The sequence below is a fragment of the candidate division KSB1 bacterium genome (assembly GCA_022562085.1).
Classification (GTDB): Bacteria; Zhuqueibacterota; Zhuqueibacteria; order Oceanimicrobiales; family Oceanimicrobiaceae; genus Oceanimicrobium.
The window spans coordinates 1-13496 of sequence record JADFPY010000101.1; the positions used below are offsets into that span (position 1 = coordinate 1).

Here is a 13496-nt window from a genome sequence, read left to right on the forward strand (position 1 = left end):
TAGTCACGTTGTTTCCCGCCATGAGCATAACGTGGTCCCGAACCCCGTTGAGACTGCGAACAACCGTAGCATCGCCGATTTTTGAGTCCGTCACCGATCCGTCGGCAATCGCATGTGCATAAAAACTGGCAGCAGCCGAGGTCAGCTCTGTGCGCGGCTCCAGCTCACTGCCGCCGTCCACGGAAATACTTAGCCAAAGCGGCTGGCCGAAAGAAAGATCGAGCGGCGTCACCGTTCCCAAAATCACGTTGACCAAACCATCGATCGCTTCAACTTGCTGGCTTTCCTGCCACAGCAGATTGCCGCCGCTTAATGCATCATAAAGTTTGAAATTAAGTTCCACAAAGCCGTCGATGGCGTTGCCGGAGGCGTCGGTGAGCTTGCCCTGGTAGGTCAATGTCTGCGGCGCTTGAGCAAATGCAAACGTGGCAAATATTGTGAAACATAAAATCTGAAATAATTTCGATTTCATCGTTCTTCTCCATTTTTATCGTGCTGATAAATCGATCACTATTTCAGCAGAGTCAGTTTCTTTGAGGCCATAAAATGATTTGCCTTCATCATATAGAAATAGACGCCGCTGGGCAGGTGCGCCGCCTCAAATTGCAGCTTGTATTCGCCCGCAGCCATTTCCTCATCTACTAAGGTGGCGACTTCCCGCCCCAACAAGTCGAAAAGCTTAAGTGAAACATGCGACCGCCCGGGCAAGGCAAACTGAATGGTCGTGGTCGGGTTAAATGGATTCGGATAATTTTGCTCCAGCCGAAACGTTTCGGGCAGCGTGTTTTGCTCGATTTCCTCAACACTGGTGACGACCACACCGGCTTGCGCCCAAAATCCGGCGCTGAGTGTATGATCCGCGCTGCTTCCTGTACCAACAGCAGGTTGTCCCACCGTCCCTGTCAAGCGATAACTGCCATTTGACATTGTGGCGCCGCCATTTGAAATGATTTGGTGGGTAATTTGAGTTTGCGCAATTGCAGTTTGCATGCTAAACCCAAATATGAAAAAGACGGCAAAGTTAAGTTTAACGAGATATTTCATAGTACTATCCTCCGTTTAATGATTTTTAGTTAATTGACAATTAAAGACATTTGCTTTTGTGGGACACAGATGGATCTGTGATAAGTACCAGAGCCGCTCATGTCCTTCTCACTATATATTACACCAAATCTATGTTTTTTTTATCATGCCGTGCTTGTGCGTGGCTAAATCGGAGGTAGTGTATCAATTAGAAGACGGTCTTAATTTAAATGCAGCTATAGCCATCCGCCGTATAAACGTTTGAACCAGACAGTAGGCTCTGGATTTCTTAGTTGACTTTGAGTTCTCACTAATGTTAATTTCAGTGTAATCAGCGACGGTGCTCTTTCGCCGTGCTGCAGGTTAAACGCAAAGCCGTTAGGCAGGTAGAGTTCTGTATTCTGGCTGGGGATGTTGGCGGCTCTAATTGCAGGATTTGCTGTGGCGTTCCCGGTGAATTACATCTTAGTTGGAAGGGTATTCGACATCAGCATTAAATGGCGTGCCTAAACTTAGTTCGTCATCAGTTCTAATGAAAATGTCATGAGTTTAGTTAAAGAAGAAAACAACTACATTTCGGCTCTGCACTTCGATTGGCTCACCAAGTTTTATGATCCAATTATGCAATGGACAATGCGCGAGCAGACCTTTAAACGCCAGCTCATACAGCAGGCCAATATCAAAGCCGGGCATCGGGTGCTCGATCTCGGATGTGGCACCGCCACGTTAAGCATCATGCTCAAGGAGATTCATCCGGCAGCCGAAGTCATCGGATTGGATGGCGACGAAAAGGCGTTGTCGATCGCTCAAAGGAAAATCGCCGATGCCGGTTTGGATATAGAATTAAAGAAAGGTATGTCGTTCGACTTGGACTTTCCGAACCACTCCCTTGATGTTGTAGTCTCGAGTTTACTTTTCCATCATTTAACCACAGAAAAAAAACTCCAAACATTTGCAGAAATCAAACAGGCGCTGAAACCAGATGGGGAGCTACACATAGCCGATTGGGGTAAGCCACAAAATTTTCTTATGCGCGGCGCCTTTTGGGTCGTGCAATTGCTGGACGGTTTCGAAACCACAGGTGAGAGCGTTCAGGGGAAATTGCTTGGGTATATGGAGCAAATAGGCTTTAAAGAGGTCAAGGAAACGAAACGGTTTGCCACACTCTTTGGCACGGTCTGCCTTTACCGCGGTTCGCTTAAATAAGCTCGATTTCTTGCAAAAAAGCGCAACGTCATTTCAAACGAAGTGACAAGGCACACCAAACAAAATCAGACTTTAACGAAGTCTCGTCTGCTTTTAAAAAGGAGGGTTCCATCGATGCGCTATCGATTGCTGGTTACAATTTTTATTTCCCTGAGCAGTTTGAGTTGCCGGAATGAAGCAAAGGTAACCGTATCTTCGGTTCACTTCTGGACCGATTCGCAAATCGACGTACAAGCCGGCCAGACGGTTACCATAAAGGCAACTGGCGAGGTCTACGGCCGCTATGCTCCGCCCGAACGCGTCTGGGGGCCCATCGGCCCGGAAGGACAAACCGACGAGCTCGCGGATTCGCTGTGGATGCTGCCGGGCGTGCCCAAGATCATTCTGATCGCCAAGATAGGAGAGGATGGCGAGCCGTTCGAGGTGGGAAGTGAAATGAGAATCTCCGCCGAGCGCCAGGGACGCTTGTTCCTGGGTGTTAATGACAGGGTCTACTTGCATCCGCAGGATCACCACTACCAAGAAGGCGTCACGCAACAAATGCACACCGGTTGTTATGAGGACAACAAAGGCGAGTTTACAGCGAAGATCACATTTCATTAATTTCACTCTTTAATCACTCAATCTATATCAGCAAGGAGGATACGAACATGTTTAATCGATTCAGTGCTACAGTTCTGTTTTTGATTCTGGGTGTCGGCCTAATTTTCGCCCAGGGTGATCAGAAAACCGAATCAGAGGATGTGGTACAAACTTTAAAGAGTTACGCCGCTGCCGTCCAGAGCAAGGATATCGATGAAATCGAGAAGTACGTGGTCACCAGCGAAGACTTCACGGTCTTTGAAGGCGGGCATATCAATTGGGGTTGGCCCGATTATCGGGATAATCACCTCGCCCCGGAATTAGAAGCCTTTCTTGAATTTCAATACAATTATCAAAATATTAAAGCACAGGTCTTGGGCGACATGGCTTACGCGACCTTGAAATATAATATTGCCATTAAAATGAAAGAACGGGAGGAAGTTTCAGGGGAAGGTCTGGCAACCGCTGTGCTGATCAAAAAAGCGGGTCAGTGGAAAATTCAGCACATGCACACGTCGAGGATTCCAAAACGCGAGCATTAACAAAATTCTGAATTTGGACATTGGCCGACATCACTTGTTTTTTGGCGATGGTTTAAAGCGAAACTACTGACTCAGCTCCGCTGGTTTTGCGTCTTGAACCACCGTAATTTTTACTTCAGCCCACTTGCCGATTGCTTCATTGAGTTTTTTGGGGTTTACCGGCTTTGAAAGGTAGTCATCCATTCCGGCTTCCAGGCATTTTTCCCGGTCTCCTTTAATAGCATTTGCGGTTACGGCCGCAAAATAGACTGGGAGTTTAATTTCATTTTCGATAAGCGTTTTTGGATTGCAAAACTCGAACGCGCAGAGTCCTTACTTTAAACACCGATTTCATCAATGACCTTGACTGAGCTGCTCAAAATATCACTCTCATCATAAACACTGGTATCGTTCAGCTTAAAATTGCTCAAGATTTGTTTCAGCTGAATTGCCTGACTTGATAATTCTTCAGAAGCCGATGCACTCTCTTCTGCATTCGCTGTATTTGCCTGGGTAACCTGACCAATTTGACCCAAGCCGGAATTCACTTGCTCAATTCCCTTCGCTTGCTCAGTAGACGCACTTGCGATTTCACCAATCAGATCCGTGACCTTAGTAACTCCCGAAACAATCTCATCTAAAGCTTTCGCGGTTACATTCGCGAGCCTCGTCCCGTTTTCGACTTTCGTCACGGAATCTTCAATTAACTCTGTGGTCTCCTGGGCAGCTTTCGCACTCCGCTGCGCCAGATTGCGAACTTCCTCAGCAACAACCGCAAAACCTTTCCCTTGTATGCAAACAAATAAAAAGTGAGAACTATATTTCAGACTGAAGATATGAAGTTTCGATTAAATATTGTACTGCTAATTACCCTCGGCTTTAGTTGTCAAAAGAGACAACAGTTACGGTTTCTTCAGTAGACATTTGGACCGGCACGAAGATCGAGGTTAAAGCGGGCCAGATCATTATGATAGAAGCAATAGGTGAGGTTTATGGTCGGTATAACCCACCCGGTCATATCTGGGGCCCGCTCGGACCGGATGGGCAAACGGACGAAATCGCCGATTCGCTATGGATGCTGCCAGGTGTGCCCAAAATAGCTTTGATCGCCAAAATTGGTGAAGAAGGCAAACCTTCAAGATAGGAAGCATGACTAAAATTTCTACTCAGTACGATGGACAATTATTCTTGGGGCTAAATGATCGAATTTATTTGCATCCCCAGGATCACCATTATATTGAAGGGGAATCACGTCAAATTCACGTTGGTTGCTATGAAGATAACAAGGGCGAATTTACGGCACGGATTAGAGTCAACGATCCTTAAATTTGTAAGCTAATTGATTTTTGCAATCGCAGTTTTCACGTGTGACGGCTTACCCGTCTGAGTCCAGGCAAAGAAAATTTCGCTGTTCCTGATGACCATCTTCGGCATGCCGCTCGCGCGTTCCTTACTCGATTCGGTGACCGTCATCGACTCATCTTTAGTGCAATCCCAGTGAACGCGCCGAACTCGCAGCTCGGCATTATTGCCGGTATTTTCCATCCAACTCACAAGCACGCTACCACTCGGGAGGATCACCGTGTCAACCCGGCCAACAGGATCGCCGTCATCCACAACGATGGGATCGCCGAATGTACGGCCTTCATCATTTGAGAAAATCACCTTTACGCGCGCAATTTCATTTGCCCAGGTAAACCAGGCAACCGCGACTTTTTCTCCTTGTGCTGCTATGGCAGGACCATTCACCGGGCATCCCGCGATCTCCCAGTTATCTTCATACAAGGTTTGCGGCTCCGACCAGGCGCCATTCTGAAAACGAACAATTGAGATGTCCCTGATTTCCTTTTCAGAGCGATCTCGGTAGACTACCAAAGCGCCGTTTGGAGTGCGGACTGCAGAAGTGGGGCAGCAGTCACAAATGCGCTGATCTAAAACAGTTTCATTTGATAATTGACCTTCTTTGCTAAGCATGGCAAAACGCAGGGTCATTTCATCGGTTGGCGCGCCGTGTCCGCCATGGCTATTGCCGCCTTTGGCAAAATTTCGCCCGTCCAGCCAAACAGTAAAAAGTTGTCCATCATTCCATGGCAGCAAAGAGACAAAACCGTGCTCGGTTTGGGTGCCGTCCCGGTGCGGGACGATTGCTTTTCCCCAACTCTTGCCGTCTGGTGAGAATGCGAGATTCACATCATAGGCGTAGCTTCCTTGACCGCTCATCGGCAGCCAGTGCGCAGCAAGCGAGCCGTCTTTAAATGCCACCATCGAAGGAAAGTCGGCCCAGTTAACAAACCAGTTTTCACCTTGAGCAACTATTTGAGGCTTCGACCAGTTTTTTTCTTGGCGAACAGAAAATTTTAGTGCGGGGTTCTCGTTATCTGTTTTCTCGATCCAGCTCAAGTAAACTTGACCGTCGTCGCCGACGGATAAATTGGGTTCGGCGCTGCTCTCGCCCGCTGGATTAGAGATTTCCTTTATAGAAAGTCTCTCTTGCTCTTGTTGACAATTACTGAATAAAAGGATTAGGAAGAGGAAAAATAGAGTAGAGAAAAATGTAAGTTTCATACCAGTTTCCTTCAAAATTGTTATAAATTAATGAACAGGGATAGTCATAATTTTTTTAATTTTAGTCACTGCCGTGCATCAGGCCGTTGCAGATTCCGGTTTTATAGTTCTGGGTTCTTTTGCAACAGCCTGCTTCGCGGGCATGACGTTTCTTCGGGTGGTAAATATTTTAAACCATATTAACAAATTTACTTTCAAATGCAAATATAAATCTCTAAATTCTTCATCAGTAATTGTAATTTCACTCGTAGACTTTAAGTAAGAAATATTGATAATGAGCGAAACCGTTAAGCAGCTTGAATCCAGACTGGAAAAACTTAAGAATGCGAATACAACTGAAAAAGTTGATCTTCTGGTTGAGCTTGCCTGGAACATAGGTTATGATGATCTTCAGCGGGCATTTGATCTTAACAAACAGGCCCAAAAACTTGCTGAGAAACTTTCCTATGAATCCGGTCTTGCGTTTGTAAACCGCAATCTGGGTTTCTATTATTACACAAAATCGGATTTTTCCGAAGCGCTTAAAAAGTCGGTTGAAGCCCTGAAGAAATTTGAAGAACTTGAAAATAAAAATGAACAAGCAAACGTTTTGGGAAATCTTGGTTTGATTTATTGGAGCCTGGGCAATTTCGAACTGGCACTTGACCATCTGCACAAAAGTGAAAAACTTTTTAAAGAAATTGAAAATATGCAGAGACTTCCCTGGACACTTACGACTTTAGGGGGAGTTTATCAAAATCTCGGTGATATAAACAAGGCTTTGCGATACCACAATAAAAGTTTAAAATTATTTCGTTCTAATGAAAACAAATTAGGAGAGGCCAGGGCGCTTTCCGGGCTCGGCACGGTTTACGAAAGCGAAAAAAAATTCGAGAAAGCAGTAGAACGTAATCAGGCAGCTCTGAAGATTTTCCTGGAAGTAAAAAATGACTTGGGAGAATCAAGGGTCTACAACGACTTAGGTTCCATTCACCAATTACAAGGCAATTTTGACGAAGCGCTTAAATATCACCAGGCGAGCCTCCGGATACGACAAAAACTTGGTCTCAAGCACGCTGAAATTACCAGTCTGCTCAATTTAGGAAAACTCTACATTCAAATTAAGGATTCTGAAAAAGCATTGGGCTTTCTGCAAAAAGCATTGGTCTATGCGAAGCAAAGCGATGCCAAACCCAAGCTTTATCAAGTGCACCAGGCTTTGTCCGAGGCCTACGAGCAGCAAGGCGATCTAGCGAGGGCCCTGAAGCATCTTAAGTCATTTGAAAAAATAAAAGACATAGTTCTTGGCGATGAAACGAAAACCAAGCTCAAAAATATGGAAATTCATTTTGAAGTGGAAAAGTCGCAAAAGGAAGCTGAGATTCATCGTCTCAAGAATATAGAGTTAAAGCAGGCATTGGATAATTTACGCGAAACCCAGGTGCAGCTTGTGCAGACCGAAAAAATGGCTGCTTTGGGTCAGATCACCGCCGGCATTGCACATGAGATCAACAATCCAATCGGCGCGGTTAAAAGTTCGGCGGATGTTTCCATTCGCGGTCTTAAAAAAATTAAGCAAGTGCTCGAACAGAGCGAATCGATTCAGGACGTACTTAATAGCAACTCCTATCAAAAAGCGCTGGATATTCTTGAGACAAATAGCGAAGTAACGCTTTCGGCTGTGGAGCGAATCGCCAGCATCGTCAACAGTTTGAAAAACTTTGCCCGCCTCGACGAAGCAGAATACAAAAAGGCTGATCTGCACGAAGGCATCGAGAGTACCCTGACTTTGATTCAGCACGAAATCGGGAAAAATATTAAAATAGAAAAGGACTTTGGGAAAATTCCGGCAATGAATCACTTTCCGAATCAACTCAATCAAGTGTTTATGACTTTGCTAAGAAATGCAATTCAGGCCATCGGCAAAAAAGGCGCTATTAGTATTAAAACCCAACTTAATGGCAAAAATGCCATCATCAAGATTGCGGATACCGGCCGGGGGATGCCGCCCGAAATCCGTGATTCGCTTTTTGAGCTCGGTTTTACAACCAAACGCTCGCGTGTGGGGGTAGGGATGGGACTCTATACTGCTTATAATATTGTTCAGAAGCACAAAGGCACGATTGAAGTCACAAGTGAGGTTGGTAAGGGTACTGAATTTGTGATTAAGCTGCCATTAAATTCAAACTAATTATTTCAGCCAAAGCTGCCAAGCCTGTTCTAAACCTAACTAAGGACAGCAAGCCTCTGCAATTTTTTTGCTTTATCTTTTCGTTCCTTCGACTTTGCTGGACAAGCTTAGTGACTCTACGTGAGCTTTTTAAATCTTTGGGGTTCTTCAAATGAAAATCACTTACAAAGTAAACTTCGATTTTGAGTTGGATCAGGTCATTCAACTTTACCACGACTCAACGCTTGGTGACAGAAGGCCGGTCGACGACAGAGAATGCATGTTCCGGATGATGAAAGAGGCAAACCTGATTGTGACCGCCTGGGACAATGATTTGCTGGTCGGTATCTCCCGAAACCTGACCGATTTCTGTTACATCGCTTACTTAGCGGATCTGGCCGTGCATGAATCGTATCAAAAAATGGGAATAGGGAAGGAACTTATCCGCAGAACTCAGGCAGAATTGGGAACTAAATGCCGGTTGATTTTGCTTTCCGCCCCGAAAGCCGCGGCGTACTATCCCCACATCGGCTTTTCAAGACACCCCGAAGCCTGGATGCTGGCTCCCGGTGAGCAAGTTAGATGAGGAGGGCCCACCGCTTAAGTAGCCCTCTCATATCAGCGTGCAAACATGCGCTGCAAGTCAACCTCGGGTTAGAAAACAACGAAACGGTCCTTATCGTAACTGATGCAGAAAAACGCCAAATCGGCCAGGCATTTAAGGAAGCCGCGCTAGAAATCACATCGCAGATTGATTTTCTTGAAATTCCAATTCCTAAATTTATTGGAGAAGAACCGCCTGATTTTGCTGCTGAAAAAATGTTGTCGGCAGATGTTATTTTAATGCCGCTGGCCAAATCCCTGTCCTGGACCCGGGCCCGCAGGGAAGCCACGCAAACGGGGGCACGAATTGGCTCGATGCCGCAAATTACCGAAAACATTATTCTGCGAACGTTTCCAATTGATTATGAATCCATCAAGCGCCGGGTGAACAAATTAGACGATCTTTTCGATGCAGCGACTAAAGTCAAAGTCACAACAAAATTGGGTACAAATCTCGAGTTCAGTGTTTCCGGGAGAAAGGGCAGGGGACGCAATGGCGGCGTGTATACCCGCAAAGGTGCCTGGGGGAATTTACCCTGTGGAGAAGCTTTCATTGCCCCGGTTGAAGGTTCAGTGAATGGACTTTACTTCGTTGATGCTTCTCACGCGGGAGTTGGTGAAATTTTCGAGCCAATTAAAGTCACAGTAGAAAATGGATTCGCCGTCAATATCGAGGGTGGACCCGAGGCAACGATTCTCTCGAACATGCTGACAGCAGTTGACGATCCGAACGCATTTAACATCGCCGAATTCGGTATCGGCTGCAATGACAAGGCAAAAATTATCGGAATTACTTTGGAGGATGAAAAAGTTCTGGGAACTTGCCATATTGCCTTGGGCAGAAATCTGTTCTTTGGCGGGACAGTCGATGTCGGTGTGCATGTGGATGGGGTGATCAAGTCGCCTACCATTTATTTTGATAATCAGAAAATAATGGAAGAAGGTGAGTTGATCATTTAAAATGGCTCTATCGATCAGAGTGGATAAAGTAGTACTTCTACGGATGCTTTGGCCACGGATTCACACTGATGAAACGCGGATTTTGTTTTATATTCGAAGCGTTTGAATTCTACTTTTTCTTTGCCGAATTATCCTTAGCAACTTTAAGTTTCGCGATTACTTTTTATCCACAATGACACCTTTTCTAAGCTCATTTAATCCGTGAAGTTCAATCTGTGTTAATCCGTGGCTTTATTTTTTTCTAAGATGTTTACCAACTCGAATTAACATAGAATCTTTAAAATTTTCCTTGACTTCATGAAACTTTTTACTAAATTAGTTGTATAATACAACTATTAGTACTTACAAATAACTTGTCATGAATGAAAAAACAACCGATAATCAAATTCTACAATTTCACCAGCAAATCGTTGAGCTGATCAAGAAATACCAGTTTCGCGATCGCAATCAAATTTGCTGCTTCGGTATCTCGGTGAGCCAGTGCTATGTTTTGGAGGCACTTCACACCCATGGCCCGCTTACGATGAATGAATTGGCAAAAAAAATGTACCTCAAAATTAGTACTATGACTCGGGTCGTCGAGCAGTTGGTGAAAAAGAAGTATGTTAGGCGGGAAGAAGGTTTAAGCGATCGCCGGGTTCGCTTCATTAACTTAACAAAACAGGGCAGAGCGATTTATAAAAAAGCCTGGGAAAACATATTCGAATCTGAAAAAGTCATCTTGAAAAATATTCCCTCGGAGCATAAAGCAGTTCTGATTGATGTTTTAACGAGATTAAATCAAGCAGTCAGCAGTTGGCAATCTTGCTGTGAAATTCCCGCGGAGAAAGCTTAAAAAATTTTATATAATTAGTTGCCTCATACAAATATATTTGGAAGTTCATGAAAGTAAAAAGCACAGAAGATATCAAAATACTTGCGGCTCGGAAAGAGGATTTACCTGCAATTAAAGCCCTTCTCGAATCGGTAAATTTACCTTTGCAGGGAGTCGAAGATCATTTCGATAATTTTATTCTACTTAAAAAGGAGGATGTGCTTCGTGGAACGGTCGGGCTTGAGATTTATAACGACAAAGCGCTGCTGCGTTCCTTAGCAGTTGCCGGGGCGCATCAAGGACAAGGATTTGGGCAAAAACTTTATTTTGCCATTATTGAAAAGGCAAGAGAGCACGGTATCAGGGTAATCTATCTTTTGACCGAAACGGCAGAAAAGTTTTTTGCTAAACAAGGGTTTGAAAAGATATCCCGAAACTCGGTTGACACTGAAGTTAAAGAATCTATAGAGTTTCGATCTGCCTGCCCGGAGAGCGCTTCATGTATGCGGTTAAGATTGTAATAGAGCAATTATTAGTACCTGAATCGTGAAGTCTTGTCTTACTCGATAAAAGCATTCGAGCACAAGCTTTTTGGCAAGACTTGAAATCACAAACCGCAAAAGCCAAATAACAAATGCCGACGGTTCGGCATCAAACAAAGACAAAAGTCCCTTGATCGTGCTGTTGTATTGTTTATTGTGATTTGCAGTTTGAGTTTTATCCCCGACCAAACTTGTCCCCGAATTCTTTAATCGGGGAACATTCGGGGACAAGCTTGGGATTTGTTTTTTTGATTTTGGAATTTCCGGCTTGCCCCGTTGGATATGTATCCCACGGGGCTTGTCCGGGTTAGGCGAGCTAAATGTTACCGGAGAAACAGAAAAAAGCATGGAATGATTTTTATGATTCAGCGTGCCATAATACTACTTTAGAAGCCAAAACAACATTAATGCTGCATCTTGCATCGGCGATGGCGGTTGGGTGTTACCCCTGAATGGAACATTACTTTGGTGTAGCCAAAGAACAGGGGATATCCGATGAAGAAATCGGGGCGGTTCAAGCTATCGTTATGGCTGTTTCCGGAGGTAGAGTTCGGGCCCAGTTTCGAGAAGCACGCGTTCATCATAAAAAGCGAAAATAAAACATTTATTAAATCAAATAGAAGGAGTATTAAAATGAGCATTGTACCAGATAATTCAATTAAAGAGACTGTAAAAAAAGCCTACGGCCAAATCGCCGTCGAAGAGGGTAGAGGATGCTGTGGCGGATCAGGTGTAGGTCAGGAGGTGATTTCAAAGTCAATCGGCTATTCGGAGGATGAACTAAAATCCGTGCCGGACGGTTCCAACCTTGGCCTGGGCTGCGGCAATCCAACAGCCATTGCCAGCCTGAATCCTGGTGAGACCGTACTTGATTTGGGTTCCGGTGCCGGATTTGACTGTTTTCTGGCAGCTAAACAAGTCGGTGAAACGGGTAAAATCATCGGGGTTGACATGACGCCGGAAATGATAAAGAAAGCTCGCACCCATGCGGAAAAAGGCGGCTACGCCAATGTCGAATTCCGGCAGGGTGAAATCGAAGACCTGCCGGTGGAAAATAATTCAATCGATGTCGTTATTAGCAACTGTGTTATCAATCTCTCACCGGATAAACAGGCAGTTTACAACGAAATCTACCGGGTTCTAAAACCAGGCGGCCGGATCATGATCTCGGACATCGCTTTAAAAAAGTCTTTACCTGAGCAAGTATTAAAAAGTGTTGAAGCGTACGTCGGTTGTGTTTCCGGAGCCCTGCTATTGGATGAGTACTTGGATACTTTAAAACGGAGCGGATTGCAACAGATTGAAGTAACGCCCAAAGCCGTGAGTTCTTGTGTCGAAACCGATAGTCAGGATCCAATTTTTAGCGAGTTATTAAAAGAAGTTGATGATCCAAAAGACTTGCTTAATAGTGTAGCAAGTGTGAATGTTCAGGCTATAAAACCTTAATTTTAAAAAAATTGGATAATTGAGAGCGATTTATTTCTAGACAAAAAAGCCTTCAGGTCAAATTCACTGAAGGCTTTTTGAGGTTAAATGCAGTTTCTTAGTAAACTTCGGAAAGTTCTTTGGGTAAAACTTTTTCAAAATTGACTTTTTGCTCAGCATAGATATTGTAAGCATAAACTAATTCTGCTAAATTCTTTTTCTCGCGATTTAATTCAGAAACCGCGCTGCCCTCCTGAATCATTCCTTTGACTTCTATAAGCTTGTTGCCGATTTGGTCGAAGTAATAGTTTGCCATAGACTCTTTAATCAAACCCTTAACTGCGCCATCGACTTTTTCGTGTTTTTCATGCAGAGATTTAAGGTTGTTTTTTGAGTGATACTCATTTAGTTCTTTCGCCAACTCATCGTTTATTCCCATGTAACTGACGCTGTCGATTTCCGCCTCAGAAGTTACTTTGGTACGAATGTAGTGCTCAACAAATTTTCTCTCCGCTTCAGTAATTTCCCGATGCGAAGAATAGCTGAGCGCATTTGAAGCCTCGCTATACTGAACTTGAATCATCAAATCCGATTGCGAAAAGTAGAATAATTCTTTCATTGATTTCAGACCCATTTTTTTGGTTTCACGAATGCGGCTTATTTATGATTGCATTGCTTTACAAACAGTATGCCATTATGAAAAGGTCTTTTTTAGATGTGCTTAAGTATTAAACAATTATGGCGTTTATAACGATTTCCATGATGTTTAGGCTTGATGAAAGTTTGTCGAAAGTCCTGTCTTCAGTTGATTCAACAGATTTCAAGTGAGACAATTTTGGAACAAAAGTGTTAGGGTTTTAAAGTTTTAGTATGTTAGTTAGTTTCTTTAACACCTTTTAGCACCTGAACACCCTAACACTGTTTTTAGGGGCCGCTCCGGCTCCTCGCCCCGAATTCATTATTATATTTTTAAAAGGAATGTCGGGACAAGGGAGCCTGCTCGGGCTTCGTGCGCCTTCCCGACTTCATGATTATATTCTTTAAGGAAAGCCGGGACGGGGTCGCCCTCCGCACAAATTTTGACTTCAAGCTTGGTGTTCAAGCTT

At 44.2% G+C, this 13496-nt stretch carries 17 protein-coding genes; 12 read left to right on the forward strand and 5 right to left on the reverse strand.

From position 1 onward, the window contains the following. A partial coding sequence (locus IH879_10435) for a hypothetical protein (protein MCH7675354.1) occupies positions 1-472 on the reverse strand: 472 nt, incomplete at its 3' end. 38 nt (positions 473-510) lie between these two features. Further along, positions 511-1044 carry a T9SS type A sorting domain-containing protein gene (locus IH879_10440; GenBank protein ID MCH7675355.1) on the reverse strand — a complete coding sequence of 178 codons (534 nt, stop codon included), beginning with the start codon at positions 1042-1044 and terminating at the stop codon, positions 511-513. A gap of 393 nt (positions 1045-1437) precedes the next feature. On the opposite strand from IH879_10440, the gene IH879_10445 reads away from it, so the two are divergent. From IH879_10445 to IH879_10460, 4 genes are read left to right on the forward strand one after another with little or no spacing between them, the layout of a single operon-like run. After that, entirely contained in the window at positions 1438-1533 is a 96-nt protein-coding gene (locus IH879_10445; protein MCH7675356.1) for a hypothetical protein, read from the forward strand. 33 nt (positions 1534-1566) lie between these two features. Further along, entirely contained in the window at positions 1567-2229 is a 663-nt protein-coding gene (locus tag IH879_10450; GenBank protein MCH7675357.1) for a class I SAM-dependent methyltransferase, read from the forward strand. A gap of 42 nt (positions 2230-2271) precedes the next feature. Beyond that, entirely contained in the window at positions 2272-2832 is a 561-nt protein-coding gene (locus tag IH879_10455; GenBank protein ID MCH7675358.1) for a hypothetical protein, read from the forward strand. Positions 2833-2879: 47 nt separating this feature from the next. Then, positions 2880-3353, forward strand: coding sequence for a nuclear transport factor 2 family protein (locus IH879_10460; protein ID MCH7675359.1), 474 nt, complete (start codon positions 2880-2882; stop codon positions 3351-3353). A 317-nt stretch (positions 3354-3670) separates the two neighbouring features. On the opposite strand, the gene IH879_10465 is transcribed toward IH879_10460, so the two are convergent. Beyond that, a complete protein-coding gene (locus IH879_10465) occupies positions 3671-4168 on the reverse strand; it encodes a hypothetical protein (GenBank protein MCH7675360.1) in 498 nt (165 codons plus the stop codon). 47 nt (positions 4169-4215) lie between these two features. Here IH879_10465 and IH879_10470 point away from each other — a divergent pair, with 47 nt between their 5' ends. After that, positions 4216-4476 (forward strand): hypothetical protein, encoded by a 261-nt coding sequence (locus IH879_10470; GenBank protein MCH7675361.1) that lies wholly within the window; start codon positions 4216-4218, stop codon positions 4474-4476. A gap of 191 nt (positions 4477-4667) precedes the next feature. On the opposite strand, the gene IH879_10475 is transcribed toward IH879_10470, so the two are convergent. Further along, positions 4668-5897, reverse strand: coding sequence for an exo-alpha-sialidase (locus IH879_10475; GenBank protein ID MCH7675362.1), 1230 nt, complete (start codon positions 5895-5897; stop codon positions 4668-4670). A 274-nt stretch (positions 5898-6171) separates the two neighbouring features. On the opposite strand from IH879_10475, the gene IH879_10480 reads away from it, so the two are divergent. The 7 genes from IH879_10480 to IH879_10510 all read left to right on the forward strand — a co-directional run bounded on the left by IH879_10480 (position 6172) and on the right by IH879_10510 (position 12411). After that, positions 6172-8067: a tetratricopeptide repeat protein gene (locus IH879_10480; GenBank protein MCH7675363.1), complete on the forward strand. Its 1896-nt coding sequence runs from the start codon at positions 6172-6174 to the stop codon at positions 8065-8067. Positions 8068-8218: 151 nt separating this feature from the next. Beyond that, entirely contained in the window at positions 8219-8632 is a 414-nt protein-coding gene (locus tag IH879_10485; GenBank protein MCH7675364.1) for a GNAT family N-acetyltransferase, read from the forward strand. Continuing rightward, positions 8629-9609: an aminopeptidase gene (locus tag IH879_10490; protein MCH7675365.1), complete on the forward strand. Its 981-nt coding sequence runs from the start codon at positions 8629-8631 to the stop codon at positions 9607-9609. The genes IH879_10485 and IH879_10490 overlap by 4 nt, the downstream gene beginning before the upstream one ends. Before the next feature lie 358 nt (positions 9610-9967). Then, positions 9968-10444, forward strand: a complete 477-nt coding sequence (locus tag IH879_10495; protein ID MCH7675366.1) for a MarR family transcriptional regulator — start codon at positions 9968-9970, stop codon at positions 10442-10444. A 47-nt stretch (positions 10445-10491) separates the two neighbouring features. Continuing rightward, positions 10492-10944, forward strand: a complete 453-nt coding sequence (locus tag IH879_10500) for a GNAT family N-acetyltransferase (protein MCH7675367.1) — start codon at positions 10492-10494, stop codon at positions 10942-10944. Between the two features lie 473 nt (positions 10945-11417). After that, positions 11418-11564, forward strand: coding sequence for a hypothetical protein (locus IH879_10505; GenBank protein MCH7675368.1), 147 nt, complete (start codon positions 11418-11420; stop codon positions 11562-11564). 34 nt (positions 11565-11598) lie between these two features. After that, a complete protein-coding gene (locus IH879_10510; GenBank protein ID MCH7675369.1) occupies positions 11599-12411 on the forward strand; it encodes an arsenite methyltransferase in 813 nt (270 codons plus the stop codon). A gap of 97 nt (positions 12412-12508) precedes the next feature. Here the strand turns inward: IH879_10510 and IH879_10515 are convergent, their stop codons facing one another. Beyond that, a complete protein-coding gene (locus IH879_10515) occupies positions 12509-13024 on the reverse strand; it encodes a hypothetical protein (GenBank protein MCH7675370.1) in 516 nt (171 codons plus the stop codon). Positions 13025-13496: the final 472 nt, after the last annotated feature.

What these genes read in the sequence shown, in the direction of transcription:
- IH879_10440 (MCH7675355.1), bottom strand. Translation starts at nt 1,044, where the DNA reads ATGAAATATCTCGTTAAACTTAACTTTGCCGTCTTTTTCATATTTGGG.
- IH879_10450 (MCH7675357.1), top strand. Translation starts at nt 1,567, where the DNA reads ATGAGTTTAGTTAAAGAAGAAAACAACTACATTTCGGCTCTGCACTTC.
- IH879_10460 (MCH7675359.1), top strand. Translation starts at nt 2,880, where the DNA reads ATGTTTAATCGATTCAGTGCTACAGTTCTGTTTTTGATTCTGGGTGTC.
- IH879_10475 (MCH7675362.1), bottom strand. Translation starts at nt 5,897, where the DNA reads ATGAAACTTACATTTTTCTCTACTCTATTTTTCCTCTTCCTAATCCTT.
- IH879_10480 (MCH7675363.1), top strand. Translation starts at nt 6,172, where the DNA reads ATGAGCGAAACCGTTAAGCAGCTTGAATCCAGACTGGAAAAACTTAAG.
- IH879_10485 (MCH7675364.1), top strand. Translation starts at nt 8,219, where the DNA reads ATGAAAATCACTTACAAAGTAAACTTCGATTTTGAGTTGGATCAGGTC.
- IH879_10490 (MCH7675365.1), top strand. Translation starts at nt 8,629, where the DNA reads ATGAGGAGGGCCCACCGCTTAAGTAGCCCTCTCATATCAGCGTGCAAA.
- IH879_10495 (MCH7675366.1), top strand. Translation starts at nt 9,968, where the DNA reads ATGAATGAAAAAACAACCGATAATCAAATTCTACAATTTCACCAGCAA.
- IH879_10500 (MCH7675367.1), top strand. Translation starts at nt 10,492, where the DNA reads ATGAAAGTAAAAAGCACAGAAGATATCAAAATACTTGCGGCTCGGAAA.
- IH879_10505 (MCH7675368.1), top strand. Translation starts at nt 11,418, where the DNA reads ATGGAACATTACTTTGGTGTAGCCAAAGAACAGGGGATATCCGATGAA.
- IH879_10510 (MCH7675369.1), top strand. Translation starts at nt 11,599, where the DNA reads ATGAGCATTGTACCAGATAATTCAATTAAAGAGACTGTAAAAAAAGCC.
- IH879_10515 (MCH7675370.1), bottom strand. Translation starts at nt 13,024, where the DNA reads ATGGGTCTGAAATCAATGAAAGAATTATTCTACTTTTCGCAATCGGAT.